22 protein-coding genes are annotated in these 20,215 nt (G+C 65.2%); 5 read left to right on the top strand and 17 right to left on the bottom strand.

What is annotated here, in order from left to right:
- The 4 genes from ACNJYA_RS05300 to ACNJYA_RS05285 all read right to left on the bottom strand — a co-directional run bounded on the left by ACNJYA_RS05300 (position 1) and on the right by ACNJYA_RS05285 (position 2,262).
- Positions 1-243, bottom strand: coding sequence for a hypothetical protein (locus ACNJYA_RS05300; RefSeq protein ID WP_172785020.1), 243 nt, complete (start codon positions 241-243; stop codon positions 1-3).
- A 56-nt stretch (positions 244-299) separates the two neighbouring features.
- Positions 300-800, bottom strand: a complete 501-nt coding sequence (locus tag ACNJYA_RS05295) for a hypothetical protein (RefSeq protein WP_172785021.1) — start codon at positions 798-800, stop codon at positions 300-302.
- Positions 797-1,408, bottom strand: coding sequence for a permease (locus tag ACNJYA_RS05290; RefSeq protein ID WP_172785022.1), 612 nt, complete (start codon positions 1,406-1,408; stop codon positions 797-799). Before ACNJYA_RS05290 ends, ACNJYA_RS05295 begins: the two co-directional genes overlap by 4 nt.
- 257 nt (positions 1,409-1,665) lie before the next feature.
- Positions 1,666-2,262, bottom strand: coding sequence for a superoxide dismutase (locus tag ACNJYA_RS05285; RefSeq protein ID WP_172785023.1), 597 nt, complete (start codon positions 2,260-2,262; stop codon positions 1,666-1,668).
- A 245-nt stretch (positions 2,263-2,507) separates the two neighbouring features.
- Between ACNJYA_RS05285 and ACNJYA_RS05280 the strand changes: the two genes are divergently transcribed.
- The 3 genes from ACNJYA_RS05280 (at position 2,508) to ACNJYA_RS05270 (ending at position 5,019) form a co-directional block, all read left to right on the top strand.
- Positions 2,508-3,035 carry a GNAT family N-acetyltransferase gene (locus tag ACNJYA_RS05280; protein ID WP_439402171.1) on the top strand — a complete coding sequence of 176 codons (528 nt, stop codon included), beginning with the start codon at positions 2,508-2,510 and terminating at the stop codon, positions 3,033-3,035.
- 82 nt (positions 3,036-3,117) lie between these two features.
- A complete protein-coding gene (locus ACNJYA_RS05275; RefSeq protein ID WP_439402170.1) occupies positions 3,118-4,503 on the top strand; it encodes an MATE family efflux transporter in 1,386 nt (461 codons plus the stop codon).
- Between the two features lie 81 nt (positions 4,504-4,584).
- A complete protein-coding gene (locus ACNJYA_RS05270) occupies positions 4,585-5,019 on the top strand; it encodes a DUF2147 domain-containing protein (protein WP_172785026.1) in 435 nt (144 codons plus the stop codon).
- Here ACNJYA_RS05270 and ACNJYA_RS05265 read toward each other — a convergent pair.
- From ACNJYA_RS05265 to ACNJYA_RS05215, 11 genes are all read right to left on the bottom strand, one after another.
- Positions 5,016-6,167, bottom strand: a complete 1,152-nt coding sequence (locus ACNJYA_RS05265) for a DUF3095 domain-containing protein (protein ID WP_439402169.1) — start codon at positions 6,165-6,167, stop codon at positions 5,016-5,018. The two genes, ACNJYA_RS05270 and ACNJYA_RS05265, sit on opposite strands and share 4 nt — an antisense overlap.
- A gap of 265 nt (positions 6,168-6,432) precedes the next feature.
- A complete protein-coding gene (locus ACNJYA_RS05260) occupies positions 6,433-6,642 on the bottom strand; it encodes a hypothetical protein (RefSeq protein WP_172785028.1) in 210 nt (69 codons plus the stop codon).
- 126 nt (positions 6,643-6,768) lie between these two features.
- Complete coding sequence (locus tag ACNJYA_RS05255) at positions 6,769-7,491, bottom strand: SDR family NAD(P)-dependent oxidoreductase (protein WP_439402168.1); 723 nt, start codon at positions 7,489-7,491, stop codon at positions 6,769-6,771.
- Positions 7,484-8,866 (bottom strand): class I adenylate-forming enzyme family protein, encoded by a 1,383-nt coding sequence (locus ACNJYA_RS05250; protein ID WP_439402167.1) that lies wholly within the window; start codon positions 8,864-8,866, stop codon positions 7,484-7,486. Before ACNJYA_RS05250 ends, ACNJYA_RS05255 begins: the two co-directional genes overlap by 8 nt.
- On the bottom strand, positions 8,853-9,098 hold the full coding sequence (locus ACNJYA_RS05245) for an acyl carrier protein (protein WP_015688794.1): 246 nt from the start codon (positions 9,096-9,098) through the stop codon (positions 8,853-8,855). Before ACNJYA_RS05245 ends, ACNJYA_RS05250 begins: the two co-directional genes overlap by 14 nt.
- Positions 9,099-9,242: 144 nt before the next feature.
- Entirely contained in the window at positions 9,243-11,048 is a 1,806-nt protein-coding gene (locus tag ACNJYA_RS05240; protein ID WP_439402166.1) for a long-chain-acyl-CoA synthetase, read from the bottom strand.
- Positions 11,049-11,256: 208 nt separating this feature from the next.
- Complete coding sequence (locus tag ACNJYA_RS05235; protein WP_172785032.1) at positions 11,257-11,535, bottom strand: DUF3551 domain-containing protein; 279 nt, start codon at positions 11,533-11,535, stop codon at positions 11,257-11,259.
- A gap of 175 nt (positions 11,536-11,710) precedes the next feature.
- Positions 11,711-13,588 carry a molecular chaperone HtpG gene (gene htpG, locus ACNJYA_RS05230; protein WP_439402165.1) on the bottom strand — a complete coding sequence of 626 codons (1,878 nt, stop codon included), beginning with the start codon at positions 13,586-13,588 and terminating at the stop codon, positions 11,711-11,713.
- Between the two features lie 109 nt (positions 13,589-13,697).
- Positions 13,698-14,120 carry a hypothetical protein gene (locus tag ACNJYA_RS05225; RefSeq protein ID WP_439402164.1) on the bottom strand — a complete coding sequence of 141 codons (423 nt, stop codon included), beginning with the start codon at positions 14,118-14,120 and terminating at the stop codon, positions 13,698-13,700.
- A 232-nt stretch (positions 14,121-14,352) separates the two neighbouring features.
- Complete coding sequence (locus tag ACNJYA_RS05220; protein WP_439402163.1) at positions 14,353-14,985, bottom strand: nuclear transport factor 2 family protein; 633 nt, start codon at positions 14,983-14,985, stop codon at positions 14,353-14,355.
- A 158-nt stretch (positions 14,986-15,143) separates the two neighbouring features.
- Entirely contained in the window at positions 15,144-15,950 is an 807-nt protein-coding gene (locus tag ACNJYA_RS05215) for a response regulator (RefSeq protein ID WP_172785067.1), read from the bottom strand.
- 231 nt (positions 15,951-16,181) lie between these two features.
- Between ACNJYA_RS05215 and ACNJYA_RS05210 the strand changes: the two genes are divergently transcribed.
- Entirely contained in the window at positions 16,182-16,415 is a 234-nt protein-coding gene (locus ACNJYA_RS05210) for a NepR family anti-sigma factor (protein WP_025032292.1), read from the top strand.
- Positions 16,415-16,963 (top strand): sigma-70 family RNA polymerase sigma factor, encoded by a 549-nt coding sequence (locus ACNJYA_RS05205; protein WP_018316216.1) that lies wholly within the window; start codon positions 16,415-16,417, stop codon positions 16,961-16,963. The genes ACNJYA_RS05210 and ACNJYA_RS05205 overlap by 1 nt, the downstream gene beginning before the upstream one ends.
- Positions 16,964-17,065: 102 nt before the next feature.
- On the opposite strand, the gene ACNJYA_RS05200 is transcribed toward ACNJYA_RS05205, so the two are convergent.
- Together ACNJYA_RS05200 and ACNJYA_RS05195 are read right to left on the bottom strand one after the other, a co-directional pair.
- Complete coding sequence (locus tag ACNJYA_RS05200; RefSeq protein WP_212254054.1) at positions 17,066-17,764, bottom strand: nitroreductase; 699 nt, start codon at positions 17,762-17,764, stop codon at positions 17,066-17,068.
- Between the two features lie 139 nt (positions 17,765-17,903).
- Positions 17,904-20,135, bottom strand: coding sequence for a CHASE2 domain-containing protein (locus ACNJYA_RS05195; protein WP_172785069.1), 2,232 nt, complete (start codon positions 20,133-20,135; stop codon positions 17,904-17,906).
- Positions 20,136-20,215 lie beyond the last annotated feature (80 nt).

The raw sequence follows: 20,215 nt of genomic DNA, 5'->3' as shown, positions 1-20,215 counted from the left end.
TCACCTCATTGCCAGCAAGACGATGCCCCACAGCACGGCACAGACGGCGAGCGCGGCCGCGAGGCGGCCCGCCATGGTCATGCGCAGGATCGACCAGGGCGCGGCCTGGGCGGGGTGCGGCGAAGCCGCATCGTGGACATGGGCGTGGGTGTGATCGTGCCCGTGAGAATGCTCGTCGCCATGACCATGGGAGTGGCCATGAGCATGGTCGTGCTGATGGGCGTGGGACGCGGCGGGAGCCATTTGCGGACGTTATATTATAACATTACGCCTGTCCACGGCTGGACCGACATCCCGGCTCAGGGCTTGCCGATCACCATGGCGATGGCGGCTGCCACGAACGGGAACGGCACCGAGACGGCGCAGCGGAACCAGACGAAACGGGCGGGCATGAACGGGATCTCCCACAAGATCACCCGCTGGAAGGCAAACAGCGCCCAGGCGACGACATAGGCGACCACCTGCGGCATCCCACCGCCCGACTTCAGCGCGACCGTGCCGATGGAGAAGCCGACCACGGGCCCCCCGGGCGTGGCCGCACCGGCGACCACGGCGGTGGCAACCCCGAGCCAGCCGCTATCCGGGCCGAGCCAGCCGGTGATCACCTCCTGCGGAATGATCGCAGCGATGTAGCCGGAGCCGATCACGCCGAGCGCAATCCGCGGCACGATGTTGACGAAGTCCATCGTGCCTTCGCGCAAGGATGCCTTGAACACCGGCGCGCCGCGGCGAAAGGCGATCAGCCCGACGCCGAGCACCGAACCCCACAGCAGAACGTCGATCAGAAGCGCTGCGCTCAACTCTCGTCGTCCTTCGCGAGGGGCTTCGGATAGAGCCTGATGTAGACGAAGCGGCCGAGCGCGCCGGCGAGCACGGGCAGCGGCAGCGAGATCAAAATCCGCCACAGCGTGAAATCGGTGCCCATGATCGGGATTTCCCAGGCGACCGCCCGGCCATAGCCGATCAGCGTCCAGCTCACGACCATGGCGATGGTTGCGCCGAAATCGGCGCCGACCGCGAGGAGTGCGCTGGCGACCGGATAGGCGGTGAAGGGACCGCCGGGCAGGATTGCGCCGAAGGCGGTGCCGATCAGCAGGCCCATCAGCCCGGATTTCGGCCCGAGCGAGCGCGAGACTTTCTCGTGCGGCAGGATTTCCGAGATGAAGGCGCCGAGCAGGCAGCCGGCGAGCACGCGCGGCAGGATGCCCGAGAACAGCGAGAGATCGTGGGTGAGTATGTCCAGAACGCCGTCGGTGCCGTCGCGCCGCCAGACCAGTGCCGCACTCACCGCCACCAGAGCTGCGATGATGATGGTCGACCAGCCGATCGGCTTGCGGACCCGGCCCGGCCGCGGCTCGGATTCCGCGTCGCCGCCAGGCGCCGGATTGTTCGGGGAAGGTTCTGACAACGGGCTGGGTCGCTCGAGGATGATGCCCGCCCTGATTAAGGGCCGTGTTCCCCCGATGCAAACGGTACGATGACAGACCCGTGCGCGCTCGGCGCAGGGCAATTCCGCACAGCAAAAAAGGCGGTCGCGCCTGCGACCGCCTTTGTTTCTGTCATTCCGGGGCGGCGCGTCAGCGCCGAGCCCGGAATCCATCGGGCGTCACCCGAACGGACAATGGATTCCGGGCTCGCGCTTTCGCGCGCCCCGGAATGACATCGTCACGCCTTCTCGAACAGGGACTCCACGTATTCCCAGTTCACGAGGTTCTCGACGAACGCCTTGAGATAATCAGGGCGGCGGTTGCGATAGTCGATGTAGTAGGAGTGCTCCCAGACGTCGCAGCCGAGGATCGGGGTGGCGCCGTGCACCAGCGGATTCTCGCCGTTCGGGGTCTTGGAGATCTCGAGCTTGCCGTTCTTGACCTGGAGCCAGCACCAGCCGGAGCCGAACTGGCCGACGCCGGCCGCCTGGAAGTCGGTCTTGAACTTCTCGAAGCCGCCGAGGTCCTCGTTGATCTTCTTCTCGATCTTGCCCGGCAGCTTGGTGCCGCCGCCATTGGGCTTCATCCAGCTCCAGAAGTGGATGTGGTTGTAGTGCTGGCCGGCGTTGTTGAACACCGCAGGGTTCTTGCCGAACGAGCCCTTGACGATCTCTTCAAGGGACTTGCCTTCCCATTCGGTCCCCTTGAGCGCGTTGTTGCCGTTGGTGACGTAGGCCTGATGATGCTTGTCGTGGTGATATTCCAGCGTCTCCTTCGACATGTACTGGCCGAGGGCGTCATAGGCGTAAGGAAGTGGGGGCAGCGTAAAGGTCATGGCTTCTTGTCCGCAACTGGTGGGGAACGAGTTCTAACGGTCACCCCTTATAGAAGGTTCCGCCGCCATTAAATACCTTAGAATTTGCGAAAAGGCGTGACTGGGCGAGCCTCTCCCGAATGCACAAATTGATCGCAATCGGCCACCGTCGATCAGGCCTGCGGGCCGTGGTAAAATATCATTGCCTTTGAAGCGCTTAAGACAGAACAAGCGCGCCACGAAACGGAGCTGTGGAGGACCACGCCATGAGCATCGAAATCGACATTTTGAACGGCGAGGCCTCGTGGCCGATCGCGGAGCCGCTGCTTCAGGCGGTCTGGGCACCGCAGTTGGTCGCAGGCAAGTCCTGGGCTCACGTCAAATGGGCCAATGCCGATCTCCGCGTGCTGCTCGAGACGCCCGAGGACGGTCTCGTCTGCCACGTCGGCATCTACTTCCGCACCATCACCTGGAACGGACAGAAGGTTCATGTCGGCGGCATCGGCGGCGTCTCCACGCGCGAGGACCAGCGCGGCCGTGGCTATGCAACCACGGCTATCGAGGCAGCGGTGCATACGATCCGCGCCAACGAGGCGGTCCGTTTCGCCCTGCTGGTCTGCGAGCCGCACAACGCGGCCTTCTACCAGGCCCGGAGCTGGCTGCCCTTCAACGGCGAGGTCTATTGCGAGCAGCCGGAAGGGCGGATCCGGTTCACCTACATGGCGCCCTATGTCTTCCACATCGTGCGCGCGCCGACGCTGGGCACGATCGACCTATGCGGCCTGCCGTGGTGAGCCCTGCATGAGCCAGGGCTGCGCCGGCCGCCTCATTCTCTTATAATATGTCGATCATCATTTAATATTCCGCCCGGTGAACATGACGATCGACGCCCCCGCAGATGCCGTCCCGCCGGTTGCGCCGGTCGCCTCCCCCATCGCAAGCCTCCTGACCGCGCCGATCCTGCCGACATTGCTGCGGCTCGCGATCCCCAACATGATCGCGATGGTCGGCAGCACGCTGGTTGCGGTGGCCGAGACCTCCTATATCGGCCGGCTCGGCACCATCCCGCTCGCCGCGATCGCGCTGGTGTTTCCGTTCGCGATGCTGACGCAGATGATGAGCGCCGGCGCGATGGGCGGCGGCGTCTCCTCTGCGATCAGCCGCGCACTCGGCGCAGGGGATCGCGACCGCGCCGCGACGCTGGCGCTGCATGCCGCCATCATCGGCCTTTGCGGCGGGCTGTTCTTCACGGTGATGATGCTCGCCTTCGGTCGCTCCTTCTTCGCGCTGCTCGGCGGACGCGAGCGCGTCCTCGAGGAGGCCAGCGGCTATTCACAGGTGCTGTTCTCCGGCGCGGTCGCGATCTGGCTCGTCAACACGCTGGCCTCGGTGATCCGCGGCACCGGCGACATGCGCCTGCCTTCGATGACGTTGATCGGAGCGAGCGTGCTGCAGATCGTGCTCGGCGGCACGCTGGGCCTCGGCCTGTTCGGCGTGCCGCAACTCGGCATGCCGGGCGTCGCCAGCGGCCAGCTGATCGCGTTCAGCTGCGCCGCGCTGTTCTTCCTCTGGTATCTCCTGTCCGGCCGCAGCCGGCTGCCGCTCGATCTTCGCGCCTTCCATTTCGAGCGCGCGATGTTCCTGGACATTCTCAAAGTCGGCGCGGTGGCCTGCCTGTCGCCGCTTCAGACCGTGCTCACCATCCTGATCTTCACAAAGATCCTCGCGACCTTCGGCACCGAGATGCTGGCCGGCTACGGCATCGGTTCGCGGCTGGAATTTCTGCTGATCCCGATCACCTTCGCCTTCGGCATCGCCTCGGTGCCGATGGTCGGCATGGCGATCGGCGCCGGACATGTGAAGCGCGCGCGGCGTGTGGCCTGGACCGCGGCTGCGGCCTCAGGACTCACGGTGGGCCTGATCGGCCTCGCCGTTGCGCTCGCGCCGTCGCTGTGGGTGGGGCTGTTCACGCGCGATCCCGGCGTCACCGCCGCCGCGCACAGCTATTTCCACTGGGCCGGTCCAGCCTTCGTGTTCTTCGGCATGGGCGTGTCGCTCTACTTCTCCTCGCAAGGCGCCGCACGCGTCGGCGGGCCCGTGCTCGCTTCCACGGCACGGCTTCTGATCGTCGCGATCGGCGGCATCGGACTGATGACCGCGCAGGCTCCGGCCTGGACCCTGTTCGCGCTGGTCGGCGGCGCCATGGTCGTGTTCGGGCTCTCGACCGCCGCCTCGGTCGCTTTCGCGCGCTGGGGCAACTGAACGCAGGAATGTGATTCCTTCAGGCGTTGCGCGCGCTCGATTTGCTGCTATGGAGGCGCCTCCATTCCAGGGCTCCTCTCCATGACATTCAGATTTGCCGCTCTCACCGTCATTCTGGCTGCGCTGATCGGTGCGCCTTCCGCTTATGCGCAGAACGCCGAAGGGACCTGGCTCACCCAGGCGGGCGATGCGCGCGTCAAGATCAGCAAATGCGGCGGCGGCATCTGCGGCCACATCGTCTGGCTGCGCGAGCCCATGGACACCGCGACCGGCCAGCCCGCCACCGACAGCAAGAATCCCAATCCCGCGCTCGCCAGGCGTCCGATGATCGGCCTGCCCTTGTTCAGCGGCATGGAGCCGGCGGGACCGAACAAATGGTCGGGCCAGATCTACAATGCCGACGACGGCGGCACCTATGCGAGCAACATCAGCCTGACTGGCGCGGACGCGCTGCGGGTCGAAGGCTGCGTCGGCGCGCTCTGCGGCGGCGAGACCTGGACGCGCACGGGCCGCTAACCCGCTGCCATCATCGCCTTCAACGCCGTCGCCGCCGAGGCATAGCCGCCGCGCGCGCCGTCGATGAAATGGACGTGATCGCTGCGCAGTGCCGACGGCGTGAAGCAGGTCATCATCGCGGCGTCCTGCCGATGCAGGCCGTAGCGCACGATGCCTTCGCGCGCGGCGGCTTTGAGACGATCGTTCAACGCGCGTTCGAGCTGCGGCGTGCAGTCCAAAATCATGCGCAGGCCATCGTCATATTTGCGGAAGTCCGAGTTCTCGACGACCTGGCGCCTGTAGAGGCTGGGCACGAAGCCGCCGATCTTGATGTCGAAGCGCATGATGAGATAGGCGAACAGCGTATAGGCCAGCACGCTGGCTCTGCGCGCGAGCAGCGGCCCCCCGCGCCTGGTGCGGGCCTCGAATTCCACGCCCTGCGGCGGCCATTTCAGCGGCGGCCCCTGCGGCGGCACCGGGCGGCCGCCCTCCGGGCTGCGCTCGACGAGATGGATGATGTCCTCGATCACCTTGCGGAAGGCCTGCGGATCGCCGCCGCGCGCCGGCATCACCAGCACCGACAGGATCAGGCCGCGCGCAGCCGGCATCACCTCGAAACGACACGACAGGCCCGAGAGGTCCGGCTGCGTGCCGGCGGGCGCCTCCTCGACGGCAAACTCGCCGCGCTTCATCGCAGCGTCGGCCCAGGCGAGCCCGCCGCCCGAGAACATCGCATAGGACAGATTGGGCGACGGCCCGAACCGGGCGACGCGCACGTCGAGGCCCTGTGCGCGAATGACGCTGACCGGCACCAATGCGACGCGCATGGTCAGATCGAGGTCTTCCCGCACCCAGGTCGCGGTCGCCGCCAGCGCCTCGCGGGCAAGTTCGACATCGTCAGGCGCCACCGCGAAGCTGGCGCCGTCGCCGCCGAACACGAAGGGGAATTCCCGCCCCTGCAGCGCATTGGTCACCGCCGCGATCACGGCGGCGCCCGCCATGTTCACGGCCTTGTAGCGCAGCGCCGCGATCGCCTTGGTCGAATCGACGATATCGGCCACACCGATGCTCCAGTCGTCCGGCAGCGGCGCATAGAGCGCGGGATCCATCAGGCTGGTGAAGCCTCGGAAGACGGGAATGCCGCCATAGAAGGACTCGCCTGAGCTCATCGGGATTACCGGATGGTTGGAATGCGAAACAAAATACGTGGCAGGACCGATCCGGGTTCGCTGGCCGGCACCCGCTTTCGATCATTGGCCGAAACCGGCCCGGACAACAAGATGCGGCCGCGTTGCAATGGCGCGGCGGGATCATTGATCGGCATCAAACGACCGCGCGGGGAGAGCGGCTATCGACGGTCGGCTCCAAGAGGTTGAGGGCCGCCGGAATTTTCACACGAACGAATCGACTTGCCGAAGCAGCGGCCGTGAGCGGCTAGTGCAGCTGCTCGTCCTCGCGCTTGCGCAGCCGGGATGCAGGGACGTCGTGGCAGCCGACGAGACGCACGAATTGCTGCGGATACATCTCGTGACCGTGAGCGCCGGAATTCTGATGCGACATCGGCGGACAGCGAACCTCATCCGGCTTTACACGGACTGGCTCCGTCAGGGCCCGATTTGAAGCGGTCATGTTTGAAGTGGCCATCGACTGCTCCTCTTCGACTAGGGCAGATCGATTGACGTAACCCAATCGATTGCGGGGCATCTTACGACCAAATCCGGCTGGCTGTCATTGCGCGCGATCAACGCAATTGTGGCAGCCGGGTTCCGCTTACGCCGTGTTCCCGGCATCGATGGTGAACACGGTACCGGTGACGTTGCGGCCGCCGTCGCCCAGAAGGTATTCCACCATGCGCGCGACGTCGTCCGTCTCCGGCAACCGGCGCAGCGCGCTGCGGCCGGCGATGCGCTTGCGGCCTTCGTCGGAGAGAGTGTGCGTCAGCTCGGTGTCGATGAAGCCCGGCGCGATCGCGTTTACGGTGATGCCGAGCTTGCCGACCTCGCGCGCGAGCGAGCGGGTGAAGCCGGTCGCGGCCGCCTTGGTCGCGCCGTAGACGGACAGGCCGTTATAGCCAGTCGTCGCGATGATGGAGGAGATGTTGATGATGCGGCCGGCGCCGTCAGCCATCATCTGCCGGGCCACGTATTTAGTGAGGATGATCGGCGACAGCACGTTGAGCTGCACCAGCGCCTCGATCTCGGAATTGTGCATGGTGGCGAGCAGGCCTTCGGTGCCGAGACCGGCATTGTTGACGAGGCCATAGATCGGGCCGAACTCGTCGCGCACGAGCTTCGCGAAGGCCGGGATTGCATCGATCACGGCAAGATCGCAGGCGCGGAAATGCAGGCGGCCGTCGGCGGCAGCGATGGCCGCGTTGAGCTCGTCGCTTTCGCGCCGCGCCGCCGCGATGACGTTGAAGCCGGCCGCGACCAGGCGCTTGCCGATCGCAAGCCCGATGCCGCGGCTGCCGCCGGTGACCAGAACGTTATGCATCGGTGCGCGCCAGTTTTCCGGCCGGGGTGACGTCGAGCGCCTCGACGAAGCGGAGCACCGCCGGCACCTTGTGGGATGCGAGCTGGGCGCGGCACAGCGCGAGGATCTGGTCGCGGATCTCTTTCGCGCGCGCAGGATCGGTGCCCTCAGCGAGGATCACGTCCGCGACGACGATGCCGCCGGTGATCGGGCTCTTGCGCGACTTCGCGCGGGACATCCGCACGTCGGGATGGCGGTTGATCACCGCCTCGATCTCCTCGGGGTGGACCTTCAGCCCGCCGATATTGATGATGCCGCCGCGGCGGCCGACGAAATAATAGCGGTCGCCGCGCAGCTCGACGATGTCACCGCTGTCGACGAACCCGTCGCCGTCGGTGAGCGCGGCGGCATTGCGGCCGATATAGGCATGGGCCGTGCGCGCCGAGCGGATGCGCAGCGAGCCGTCGACGACCTTCATCTCGACGCCGTTGCGGTTGCCGAGATAGTCGGCCGGAAAGCCTTCCAGCCCGTCATTGACGGCGAAACCAACGCCGGCCTCGGTCGAGGCATAGGCATGGCCGACGGACGCATTGGGAAATCCCGCCTTCAGGCCGTCGAGCACGGCCTGGTCGGCGATCTCGCCGGAGAGGCGGACGTAAGCCGGGGCGAATTGCGCGGCCGAGCCGCTCATCAGGAGCTTGCGCCAGTGCGAGGGCGTGCCGGAGATATGCGAGACATTGCGCGCCTTCAGCCGCGCGACGTGATCGGCGAGCGCCTGGTGGGGATCGGATAACACCAACGAGCCGCCGGAGAGGATGGCGCGGAGAAAGATTTGCAGGCCGCCATAGCGGCGGATGTCGTAGAACGTCGCCCAGACCGGTGCAGGTCCGCGTGCGGGGCCTTCAGCGACGATCGCGCCGGTCAGCGCTTCCAGCGTATGGCCGGCGATCTTTGGCACGCCCGAGGTGCCCGAGGTCAGCATCAGCCATTCGGTGGCGCACTCGGTCCTGGCCGGCGCGGCGGCTTGAAGCGGCAATTGCGCGGTGACGATCAGCGGCACGGCGGACGCAGCCCAGCGATCGGGCTCATCGGTGACGACAGCATTGATCCCGGCGTCCGCAATCAATGCATCGAGATGCGCCGGATTGAGGTCCGGCGGACACAGCAGCATGCGACGGGCGATGCCGTCGAGCTCGATCATGGCAAGGCCGGACCGGAGCTGGTCCGACAGCTTGAGCAGCACGGCGCGGCCTGACAATTCGTGCAGCCGGCCGCCCAGAACCGTGTGCGACAGGATGTCGGTCAGCGACACGACATCGTGCGCATCGGAGATGGTGCGGCCTTTCAGCTCAGCGCCGAGATGGTCGCGAAGCGCAAAGATCTCACGCGGGGACATTTTCGTAGGCCCGCACGAAATCGCCCACCGTGGCGGGGAACGCAGCGTCCTCGGAAATGGTGAAGGGGTCGACGCCGGTTTCGTCCTCGAGGCGCGCGACCAGGATGGCGAAGGCGAGCGAGTCAAAACCCGTCTCGTGCAGGGACAGATCGTCCGAGAGGGCGGGAAGCGTGACGTGCTGCTCCTTGGCGATCTGCTGGATCGCTTCAATGACCTTTGACCTTACCGACATGGCTGGCTCGCTTTTGTTTTCGATCTCGTTGTTGCGGCGGCTCTTGATGACCGCCTCCCCATGGCGGTCTGTTTACCCGACAGAAGTAAATGGCTTCTTGGACAATTCAGATAAAATTGGACCTATCTCTCGATTTCGGTTGCTCTACAGCCTGATCGTGCCGCCCGAGATTGCCGCATACGCCTTCTCGTCCAGCGAAACGTAGGCGCCGGATATCGGATCGAGCATGAACAACGGATCGGAGACCGCGGCCGGGTCAAACCCCTCGCGGGCCAGCTCGCCCTTCTTCTGCTTGAAGGTCTCGGTGGCATCGAGCTCGCGCGAGATGCGGATGAAGAGCGGGCGGGCGTAAACCGGCAGGCGCTGCGCCAGATGAGCGGGCAGCGCGCTGATGTCAAAGCCCTCGTTCACGACGATGGCGCTCATGCCGGCCCGGCCGTCGGCGCCGGGAACGCTGACGCCATAGGTGGTGGCATCGACCACGCCGCTGAAATCGCGCACCGCGTCGTTCACCTCGGAGGTCGCGACATTCTCGCCCTTCCAGCGGAACGTGTCGCCGATACGATCGACGAAATGGAAGAATCCCTTGTCGTCCATCCGCATCAGATCGCCGGTGCGGAACCAGGCATCGGCCTTGGCGAAGACGTCGCGCAGGATTTTCTTCTCGGTCTCACCCTCGTCGGTGTAGCCCTCGAACCGTCCCCCGCCCTCGTCCGCGGTGCCGATGCGGCCGATGGCTTCGCCGGCCTCGCCGCGGCTGCAGGCGATGCAGAAGCCCTCGTCATTGCGCAGCGGCGCACCGCTATCGGGGTCGAGCTTGACGAGACTGGCAGGAAAGCGGTGCGCGAGCAGCGGCGGGATACGGCCGATCGCGCCTGGCTGGCCCTCGACGTTGAACAGCGAGAAATTGCCTTCGGTCGCGGCGTAGAATTCAAGGATGCGCGGAATGGCGAAGCGCGCCTGGAAATCCTCCCAGATGTCGCCGCGCAGGCCGTTGCCGCAGGCGAGCCGCAGGCGGTGCCGGTTTTCGTATTCCGAGGGCGCGGCCTTGAGCAGATAGCGGCAGAGCTCGCCGATATATTGAAACAGCGTGCAGTCGTGCTGGACGATGTCGGACCAGAAATGCGAGGCCGAGAATTTTTCCGCAATCACCACCGAGCCGCCGGCGGCCAGCATGCTGCACGGCGCGACGATGCCGCCGACCGAATGGAACAGCGGCAGACAATCGTACAGCCGATCCTGCGGCGTCGCGCCGGTGAGGCCGGCGAACCAGAAGCCCCAATTGAGGATACGGCGGTGGCTGATGCTGGCTGCTTTCGGCAGGCCGGTGGTGCCCGAGGTGTAGATCAGCAACGCACGGTCGTCGATGGTGACCTCGCCATGCTCCTCCGAAGCGAGCGGGCCGTCGTCAAGAACGGCAAGCGCGTCATCGATCGCGCGCTCGCCGCGGCCATCGCCATGCGTCCAGATTTTGGCCTGCGTCTTCAGATGAGGCGCCGCGCTGTCCAGCATCCCCGTCAGCGCATGCGCAACGATGAGATGCGACGGCTTTGCCACGTCGAGGCAGTGCGCGAGCGATGGCCCGACGAGCTTGGTGTTGATCAGCGCGACCACGCCGCCGACACGGCTGATGCCGAGCCAGGCCGCGACATAGTCGATGCCGTTCGGCATGATCAGCGCGACGGTGTCGCCCTTGGCAAGGCCGACCGAGCGCGCCCAGCGGGCGTAGCGGTTGATCCTCCTCGACAGGCCTTCGTAATCGAGGCTTGCCTCGTCCGCCACCAGCGCAACGCGGTTCGGTTGGCGCTGCGCCCAATCGTCGATGACGTCGGCGAACAGACGGCCCGGCAGCGTTTCGATCCGCGCCGTGAGCTCGATCGCCCTCAACCAGATCTTGGAAGCCGACGGTGCGCGCGCGGCTTTCGGCTGCTCGATGACGCCGGTGGTCATATTGTTAAACTCTTTCGGGCGGTCTGCGGTTTCCGGCAGCTTAGCCCGCGCGCCCTGACCCAGGCGTTAAGAGACAAGGTAAAACCCGGTTAGGGCGCGATTAACCGTCGTCGGCAGCGCGCAGCCAAGGTCGCGCCCGCCGGCAGCGCGCCGACGCGTGTGATCAGGCTGAAAGAGCGATGAATGCAGAAGTCCTGGGCTCGCTTACCTAGTGCACCTTCTTGGGACGCCGGCGCGGCGGCGGCGATTCGTTGAAGGCGTAATAGGGATTGAGGTCGCAGGTCGCGGCAAGGCCCGAGGCCGTGGCGCGGCACTGCTCCAACGAGGTGAACGAGCAGTCGAAATAGTCACTGCCTCCGCCACCAGGGCCGCCACCGACGTAGCGGTGCATGCAGACGGGATAGGCCGGATCGTATCGCTGCGCGCTGGCATCCGCTGCGCCCAGCAGCGTGAAGATCGCGGTAAGAGTGAGGAATGACAAGCGCATGGGGAAATCCTCGAATAGTGACGTCGCTTCATATGACACATCATCTCGTCGTTCGCGACTGTTCCTCGGGCCAATTGACGTCAAGTTGAGTGGGACGCGCAGCGCCAGAGCCGATGCGCGCCGAACGGTTTGACGACCCGGGCGGCCCCCGGTCGGAACGATGCTGCAAGCGGCGCTAGACGCCGAGTCCCTGCAAGACGAGCCGGTTCAGCCGCGCCGCGAACGCTGCCGGGTCTTCCGGCAATTCGCCGTCCAGGATCTGCGCCTGTTCGAGCAGGAGCAGACTGAGATCGTCGACGACCGTCGAGCCGGCCTGCGCCTTGGTGACCGCGGTGACCAGCGGATGGCGCAGATTGATCTCGAGGATCGGCTTGGTCTTCATGCCGCGATTCTGCTGCGACAAGATGCGCTCGAGCTCGCGGCTCGGGCCCTGGCTGTCGGCGACGAGGCAGGAGGCCGAGCTGGTGAGGCGCGTCGAGGCCTTGACGTCGCTGATGCGCTCGCCGAGCGCGGCCTTGATCACGGCGATGGTGGTGGCTTCGTCCGCAGCCGGCTCGTCCTTCTTCGGCTCGTCCTTTTCGTCGATACGCGGGATCAGGTCGAGGTTGAGATCGCCCTGGCTCAGCGACTTCAGCGGCTTGCCCTCGAACTCCGAGGGCATCGAGGTCCAGAACGCATCGACGGGATCCGACAGCAACAGCACCTCGATGCCGCGCGCGGTGGCAGCTTCCAGCCGCGGATTGGACTTCAGCCGCTCGATGCTGTCGCCGACGAGATAATAGATCTCGGTCTGGTTCGGCTTGAAATCGCCGATCACCTGCTTCAGCGACCGCTTCTCGCCTGACGTGGTGGTGAAGCGCGACAGCGCGAGCAGCTTTTCGCGGCGCTCGAAATCCTCGTAGATACCTTCCTTCAGCACCGCGCCGAACGCGTCCCAGATCTTGGCAAAATTCTCCGGGTCCTTCTCGGCGAGGCTTTCCAGCTCGGACACCACCCGGGTCGCCACGGCCTTGCGGATCTGCGTCAGCTGCGGATTGTTCTGCAGCATCTCGCGCGAAATGTTGAGCGGGAGATCCTCGCTGTCGACGACGCCGCGGATGAAGCGCAGGTATCCCGGCAACAGGTCGGCATCGTCGGTGATGAAGACGCGCCGGACGTAGAGCTTTACCCGCCCCTTTCGGTTCGGCTCGAACAGGTCGAACGGCTTGGTCGAGGGCGCAAACAGCAGCACGGCGTAGGAGTAGCGCCCTTCCGCGCGATAGTGGAGCGTCATCGCGGGATCGTCAAAGGCGGAGGCGATCTGCTGATAGGCCTTCTTGTAGTCGTCAGCCGTCAGCTCGGATTTGGAGCGCTGCCACAACGCGCTCGCCGAATTGATCTGGCGCGGCTCGCCGTCTTCGGGCACCAGCTCGATCGGAAACAGGATGTTGTCGGAATAGGCGGTGACGATGCGCTCGATCTCGTAGGTCTCGAGATATTTCTTGGCGTCGTCCTTCAGGTGCAGGACGATCTCGGTGCCGCGCGTCACGCGCGCCGCCTCCTCGTCGCTGGCGCGGGCGATCTCGAAGCCGGAGCCGCCCTGGGAGCTCCAGGTCCAGACGTCGCTCTCGCCGGCGCGGCGGCTGATCACGACGATCTTATCGGCGACCATGAAGGCGGAATAGAAGCCGACGCCGAACTGGCCGATCAGGCCGAGCCCGTCCTTGGCCTCTTTCAGCTTGGACACGAACGCCTTGGTGCCGGAGCGGGCGATGGTCCCGAGGTGGTCGATCAGCTCCTGCCGCTCCATGCCGATGCCGTTGTCGGCGATCGTGAGCGTCTTGGCCGTCTTGTTGGGAATGATGCGGATCTTGAGCGCGTCGCCTTCGCCCAGCAGGGCGGGACTTGCGATGGCCTCGTAGCGGAGCTTGTCGCAGGCATCGGAGGCGTTGGAGATGAGCTCGCGGAGGAAGATGTCGGTTTCCGAATAGACGGAGTGCACCATCAGGTGCAGCAGTTCGGAAACTTCGGCCTGGAAAGGCTGCGTATGCACAGCCGTATCTGACGTCGTCATGCGCTTACCCGGTCAAACAAAAAGGGAGGGAACCCGGATATAGCGCGAGGCAACGGCGGATCAAGAGGATGTGAAGTCTGGGTCCGCCAAGCCACCCTGGCGGCGCGGATCAGGTCACGCAGCGACCGGGCTGGAGCAGCCTTGCGACCTCGGTCAGGGAGCTGACCATCGGCTCACAGGCGATCGTCGGCTTGTTGCGGGGCTTCTTCTGGTTCTGGAACAGCACCGGCGACTTGGCATTGCCGGTCTCGATGACGGCGGGGACCCGCAGCAGCACCGACGTATCGGCGAGGTCGTTCAGGCGCATCGACACCGTCCGGGTGGGCACAGCTGCCGGCTTGATCTCGGCGAGCCGGTCTGCCTTGGCGACACGATTGACGTTGTGCCCCGGGGCGATGCTGGAACTGTGGCTGGGGATGTCGGCGACCGCGTGCCAGCGGTCAGCGAGATCGTGGCCGGAGGCCAATTGCACGGCACCGAGCGTCGCGGCGATCGCGATGGCGCTCAAAAAAACCTTTTGAATCTGTGACATGGCTGTCGATCCCTCGCCCCATGGCGATCGCGGGAACAACTCCGCCGAAGGACCGGGGGTTCTTGGCCGTTACGATCACTTAACCGTGTGCGAAAAATGCAGCAGACCGGCAAAATATTTCGCGACGTGTGGAACGACTTTCGCGCACGGGAGTCGTCTCAGCAGCCGGCTATTCCCCCCTGCCCCATAAGCCGGCGACGTAGGGCGCGACTGTGGTGATGCCAGTCGCGCCTTACTTTTGTCTGGCGTCTACTTCGCCTTTGCCGGCGAGCCACTCGCTCCCTTCCCTATAGAGCTTCTCGACCTCAGTGCCGGTGAGGCCCGGCATGTCGCGCTTGACCTTGTAGCCGATCAGCTCCTGCATGTAGGCGAGGTGGCGGTAGCCTTCGGGGAGTGCAGCGAGCGCTGGCTGGTCGAGGCGAAGCGTCGCGGCGGGATCGACCGGATCGATCCGGTCTTTCTCGTAGATCGGCTGGCGACGGACGATGCCCCATTTGCCAATACCTGATGGGTCATGCCGCTTCTCCAGGAAATCGTAGAAGCGTCCGGTGCAGACGACGTCGCAGAGCACGTCGTGCACGAGGCCGCGCTGCGAGATCGTCATCTTGGTCTGCGCGATGGCCCGCTCGCCGGCGAGATCGATGCTGGTGCCGCCGAGGAAATGCAGGATGCGCACCCCCTTGGCAAACCCCTCCTGGCTGACGCGCATGAAATCCCGCGCCGGCCCCTGAAACCAGGTCGCGGACATCCAGCCCTCTTCGTGCCAGACTGTGGCAAAGCGCTCCCAATCGCCGGCATCGCGCCACACCGCCCAGTTCTCGACGAGGTCGCGGATGGCGAGACGGTCGAGGAGTTGCTGGTCCATGAGCCCGTCTCCGATTGGGGTGGTCGCACGCGCAGCTGCGGCATCAGCTATGGGCGGCGAATTCAGCGCCCGTCAAGCGGGCGGGCGGCATGAAAAATCCGGCGTGCCTCGCGGCACGCCGGACCAAACTCGCCAATCGGCAAGCCGCTAGTGCCTTGTTACGCCGCCGGCGCCTTCGGCGTACGGTTGCGCGAGTTGCGCTGGAAGAACAGGGCCTGGCTCGCCACCGCCGACACCATCGCGGGCTGGAACGGCTTTGAGATCAGGAACGCCGGCTCGGGACGCTCGCCGGTGAGGAAGCGCTCCGGGTAGGCGGTGATGAACACCACCGGCACTTCGAAGGTGCGCAGCAGCTCGTTGACGGCGTCCAGGCCCGACGAGCCGTCGGCAAGCTGGATATCGGCGAGGATCAGGCCGGGTCGCCTGTTCTTGGCCAGCGCCACCGCATCGGCATGGGTGCGGGCGACGCCGACGACGTTATGGCCGAGATTCTTCACGAGGCTCTCGAGATCCATGGCGATGAAGGTCTCGTCCTCGATGATCAGCACGTCGGTGGCGATCTCGGCGGCCATCTCGCGTCCGGCTGCGTCGGCAAGACGGCGCGTCTCGGCGACGTCGGTGCCGAGAATGAAGGCGACTTCCTCTTCGGAAAAGCCCTCGAGCGAGAGCAGCAGGAAGGCCTGTCGCGGCAGCGGGGTGATGTTCGACAGCCGCCGCTCCGGAGGCATCGGCAGGGTCGTCACTTCGGCATCGTCATTGATGGAGACCGAATTCCAGATCTGGGTGAACAGCCGGAACAGGCCGGCCCGGGGCCCATGGCTCTCGTCGAGCACCGAGGGATCGCCCAGCATGGCTTCCAACATGGCGGCGACATAGGCGTCACCGGAGGCCTGGCTGCCTGTCAGAGCCCGCGCGTACCGGCGCAACAGCGGCAAGTGTTCAGCAACTACCTGTGAACGGGACATCCCCACTCCATTCGTCTTCGGGCCAACCTTGAGGTCCAATCCTGAGGTCAGGCATCACGCGGGGGGCCCAGGTTCCCCTGCTGGGCTGTCTACGCCTCACCTCAACAAAAGTTCCGCCAAGCTGGGAACTTTTTGGCGCAGCTGGAATTGTGCCTATCCAGGGAACGGCTCCCGGTTGAGAAAACTTCTCGATTTTACAGTCACTTAACTCGGGGAAACGTGGAACAGGTCATGAAAGATCTCAAGTCTCAAGCCAGCAGAAGCACGACCCCCGGCAAGGGAGGCCTCACTCCGGAAATTCAATCCCGGATTGGGCACCAGTTGCGCGCCATGTACGACGATGTCGTACGACAGGGGGTTCCAGATCGGTTCGCAGAACTGATCAAGAAGCTTGATGCGCCGGGAGCGTCACCCCACGTGGAAAATGAGGGCGGATCCAACGACAACAACAATGGGAGGGATTAATGCCTCTCACGGACTCCCTGCGTAACGACATCTTGGCGGCCGTGCCCAGTCTGCGCGCCTTCGCCATCTCGCTCAGCGGCAATGCGGACCGCGCCGACGATTTGGTCCAGGAGACGCTGCTGCGCGCGCTCGCCAACATCGACTCGTTCCAGCCCGGCTCCAACCTGCCGGCCTGGCTGTTCACGATCCTGCGCAACCTGTTCCGGTCCGACTACCGCAAGCGTCGGCGCGAGGTCGAGGATGCCGAAGGCAACTATGCCAAGACGCTGAAGACCCAGCCTTCGCAGAATGCGCATCTCGAATTCGAGGAGTTTCGCACCGCGCTCGACAAGCTTCCACAGGATCAGCGTGAAGCCTTGATCCTGGTCGGCGCGTCCGGTTTCTCCTATGAGGACGCGGCCTCGATCTGCGGCTGCGCGGTCGGCACCATCAAGAGCCGCGTCAACCGCGCCCGCTCGAAGCTCGCCGCGCTGCTCTATGTCGACGGCGCCGAGGATTTCGGCCCGGACGAGACCGTGCGAGCCGTGATCGGCGGCAGCGGCGGCTGACCCGCCGGCGTCAATCGAACGGGACGAGAGGAAGACGGCCGTTTCCACGGCCGTCTTCGCGCGCGCGTCCGACGCCGATGGCATCGGGCTCACGGCGCGCGATCACACATCCACGAAGGTCGCGGTCTCGGCCACGCTCGCCCGCGAGGTGCGGTAGCTGTTGACCTTGTGCGCATGGTCCGCATAGCCGAACGAGATGCCGCAGACGACGCGGCGGTCGCCGGGCAGATCGAAGTGGCGGCGGATCAGTCCCGAATGCCGCGCCAGCGCGGCCTGCGGAATGGTGCCGAGCCCGAGCGCCTGCGCCGCCAGCATGAAGTTGGAGACATAGGCGCCGCAATCGATCGCACCATAGATGCCGAGCGGCTCGTTGGTGTGGATGATGGCGACATGCGGTGCGCCGAAGAAATTGTAGTTCTCCAGCGCCTGCTTGGCGTAGGCCGCCTTGTCACCGCGGGCGATGCCGAGCGTGTTGTAGAGCTGGAAGCCGCTCTCGCGGCGGCGATCGAGATAGACGCCGGCATATTCGCGCGGTGGCGTGAAGTCGTAATCATCGCCGAGACCCTTCGAGGCTTCGGCGTAAATCGCCTTGCGAAAGCGCTCCTTGGCCTCGCCGCTGGCGATGATGATCTGCCAGGGCTGGCTGTTGCACCAGGACGCCGTGCGCTGCGCGGTCGCCAGCACGTGCTCGATGATGGCGCGATCGACCTCCTTAGGGAGAAAGGCGCGAACGGAGTAGCGCTCGTTGAGGAGCTCTTCGAGCACGCCGATGCGGTCGTTTTGTTTCACTTGTGCGTCCATCACTCAGCTCGCCCTTTTTTCTTCTGGTTGGGCAATGGCGCCAGGCGCCGTACCCCTCGGCCATACTTACCTCGATGCACCTGCATATGGTAGGCGTGCTTCGCTTTGCCCACCCTGCGGGAGGCGGTGACGGCGACCATTACTTGGTCAGCAGGGCATAGGCGCCGGTCCAGCCCTCCGGCGGCGGCTCGATCTGGAAATCCTTGATCCGCGCCTCGTAAAGCCTGAACAGCTTCTCCAGCGTGTCGGCGTCCTCGCTCTTGCGGCCGCGCTCGATCGCGTCCAGCGCGCCCTGCCAGTCGCGGCTACGGTAGCAACCGAGCATCTCGATGGTGATGTTGCGCAGGCGCTGGAACGCGGCCGAATGCATCACGTCCTCGCGGCCGGCGATGGCGTAGATCACTTCCGGCTCGGACTTGCCCTTGACCATGATGAAGTCGAGCTCGAGGATCGCGAACTTTTCCTTGGCGGCGAGCGCGGTGCGCGAGCCCACGATGATCGGGAAGCCGTATGCCTTCGACTGGCCCTCGAGGCGCGAGGCCAGGTTCACGCTGTCGCCGAGCACCGAATAGTTCTTCTTCAGGTCGGAGCCCATGTTGCCGACCACGCCGATGCCGGTGTTGAGACCGATCCCGACATTGAGCGGGATGTAGACGTGGCCGCCGTCGGCGGCTTCCTGCTCGCGCTCCTTGTTGACCTCGTCGATCTGCTCCAGCATCTGGATCGCGGCTTCGCAGGCGTTGATCTCGTGCTCGGCATCGTCGAGCGGCGCGTTCCAGAACGCCATGATGGCGTCGCCCATGTACTTGTCGATGTAACCCTTGCGCTCGATGATCACGTCGGTCAGCGGCGTCAGGAAGCGGTTCATCAGCGCGATCAGCCCTTGTGGATCGTGCTTGTAGCTCTCCGAGATCGTGGTGAAGCCGCGCACGTCGGAGAACATGATCGTCATCTCGCGCTCCTCGCCGCCGAGCACGAGCTTTTCCGGCGATTGCGCCAGCTGCTCGACCAGCACCGGCGACATGTATTGCGCGAACTGCCCGCGGATCTGCACGCGCTGGCGCTGCTCGCGCACGAAGCTGGCGAAGATCAGCGTCAGATAGACCGCGGTGGTCGACAGCAGCGGATAGGTGAAGTCGATGAGCTGGCGGTGCTGCACGTAGAAGAACCAGGACACGCCGACCAGGATGGCGGCGAAGGCCCCACCCGCAAGCACCAGGCGGACGGGGCCGAGATTCGGCGTGAAGATGATGACGAGCAGGCCGATCACCAGCGCCGTGATCAGCTCGATCCCGAGCGCGTAGTTCGGCTGCGAGATCACTGCGCCGCTGAGCACGCTCTCCAGCACCTGGGCATGGATCTCGACACCCGGCATGGTCGCGGACACCGGCGTCGTCTTGATGTCGTTGAGCCCGGCCGCGGAGGTCCCGACCAGCACCAGCTTGCCGGCGAACTTGCTCGGCGACGCGCTGTTGTCGAGCACGTCGGCCGCGGAGACGTAGATCGAAGGATCCCTGCGGGCATAGTGCACCCAGAACTGGCCGTTCTTGTCAGTGGGGATCTCGACGCCCTTGAGGCGCACGGCCCGCACGCCGGTCTTGTCGGTCCTGATCAGCAGCGTCGGTGTCCCCGTGACGACGCGCAGGATCTCGAGGCTGAGCGATGGCATGATGTTGCCTTGGGCACGCATGACCATCGGCACGCGGCGGATGAACCCGTCGCGCTCCTTTCTGATCGAGAACAGGCCGCGGCCGGCGGCCGCCATTTCGATCACCGGCACGTTGCGCAGCAGGCCTGGAAATTCGAACAGGAAGCGGTCGGCGCCCTCCTCCCCGACCGTCGCCACGCCCGTGAGCGGAAGTGACTTGTCGGGCTCGGCCAGGATATCGGGCAGACCCGTCTCGCCCAGCACCACCCGCGAGCGCTTGATCGCCTCGGCGAGGATCTGGTCGTTGGTCGGCAGCCCGCGCAGCTTGGCGCGCGTGGCGTCGTCGAGATAGCGCATCTGGCCCGCGACCAGATCCGGATTGAGTCGGTCGGGCTCCGAAAACACCACGTCGAAGCCGATCGCCACCGCGCCGTTGTTGGTGAGGCTCTGGATCAGATCGGCGATCCGCGTCCGCGGCCACGGCCATTGCCCGAGCTTGGCGAGGCTCTTGTCGTCGATGTCGACGATGGTGACCGGCCGCGCCGTCTTGTGCCTGGGATCGATCAGCTGGAACATGTCGAAGGTGCGCAGCCGCAATTCCTGGATCGGCGGCGGATCCCAGAGGCGCGCAACGGCGAATAGAACCAGCAGCGCAAGGCACATCAGCCGCGCAAAGCCGAGCTTCCGCGCAAACCACCGCCGCAGGATCCTCAGACGTTTCATGCCAGCCGAACTTCCCGCCCCGCACCACGCCGGGCGCACCGATCATGGAGCCTCGGCCCGCGATTGGCTATTCCCTGACG

The organism is Bradyrhizobium sp. BLXBL-01, assembly GCF_051853025.1.
Lineage (GTDB): Bacteria > Pseudomonadota > Alphaproteobacteria > Rhizobiales > Xanthobacteraceae > Bradyrhizobium.
Note: the sequence above shows the minus strand (reverse complement) of the source record. Positions and strands in the feature narration are given on the sequence as shown.

Coding starts and splice junctions, on each gene's coding strand:
- ACNJYA_RS05300 (WP_172785020.1), bottom strand. CDS start 243: ATGGCTCCCGCCGCGTCCCACGCCCATCAGCACGACCATGCTCATGGC.
- ACNJYA_RS05285 (WP_172785023.1), bottom strand. CDS start 2,262: ATGACCTTTACGCTGCCCCCACTTCCTTACGCCTATGACGCCCTCGGC.
- ACNJYA_RS05280 (WP_439402171.1), top strand. CDS start 2,508: ATGAGCATCGAAATCGACATTTTGAACGGCGAGGCCTCGTGGCCGATC.
- ACNJYA_RS05275 (WP_439402170.1), top strand. CDS start 3,118: ATGACGATCGACGCCCCCGCAGATGCCGTCCCGCCGGTTGCGCCGGTC.
- ACNJYA_RS05270 (WP_172785026.1), top strand. CDS start 4,585: ATGACATTCAGATTTGCCGCTCTCACCGTCATTCTGGCTGCGCTGATC.
- ACNJYA_RS05265 (WP_439402169.1), bottom strand. CDS start 6,167: ATGAGCTCAGGCGAGTCCTTCTATGGCGGCATTCCCGTCTTCCGAGGC.
- ACNJYA_RS05260 (WP_172785028.1), bottom strand. CDS start 6,642: ATGGCCACTTCAAACATGACCGCTTCAAATCGGGCCCTGACGGAGCCA.
- ACNJYA_RS05255 (WP_439402168.1), bottom strand. CDS start 7,491: ATGCATAACGTTCTGGTCACCGGCGGCAGCCGCGGCATCGGGCTTGCG.
- ACNJYA_RS05250 (WP_439402167.1), bottom strand. CDS start 8,866: ATGTCCCCGCGTGAGATCTTTGCGCTTCGCGACCATCTCGGCGCTGAG.
- ACNJYA_RS05245 (WP_015688794.1), bottom strand. CDS start 9,098: ATGTCGGTAAGGTCAAAGGTCATTGAAGCGATCCAGCAGATCGCCAAG.
- ACNJYA_RS05240 (WP_439402166.1), bottom strand. CDS start 11,048: ATGACCACCGGCGTCATCGAGCAGCCGAAAGCCGCGCGCGCACCGTCG.
- ACNJYA_RS05235 (WP_172785032.1), bottom strand. CDS start 11,535: ATGCGCTTGTCATTCCTCACTCTTACCGCGATCTTCACGCTGCTGGGC.
- htpG (WP_439402165.1), bottom strand. CDS start 13,588: ATGACGACGTCAGATACGGCTGTGCATACGCAGCCTTTCCAGGCCGAA.
- ACNJYA_RS05225 (WP_439402164.1), bottom strand. CDS start 14,120: ATGTCACAGATTCAAAAGGTTTTTTTGAGCGCCATCGCGATCGCCGCG.
- ACNJYA_RS05220 (WP_439402163.1), bottom strand. CDS start 14,985: ATGGACCAGCAACTCCTCGACCGTCTCGCCATCCGCGACCTCGTCGAG.
- ACNJYA_RS05215 (WP_172785067.1), bottom strand. CDS start 15,950: ATGTCCCGTTCACAGGTAGTTGCTGAACACTTGCCGCTGTTGCGCCGG.
- ACNJYA_RS05210 (WP_025032292.1), top strand. CDS start 16,182: ATGAAAGATCTCAAGTCTCAAGCCAGCAGAAGCACGACCCCCGGCAAG.
- ACNJYA_RS05205 (WP_018316216.1), top strand. CDS start 16,415: ATGCCTCTCACGGACTCCCTGCGTAACGACATCTTGGCGGCCGTGCCC.
- ACNJYA_RS05200 (WP_212254054.1), bottom strand. CDS start 17,764: ATGGACGCACAAGTGAAACAAAACGACCGCATCGGCGTGCTCGAAGAG.
- ACNJYA_RS05195 (WP_172785069.1), bottom strand. CDS start 20,135: ATGAAACGTCTGAGGATCCTGCGGCGGTGGTTTGCGCGGAAGCTCGGC.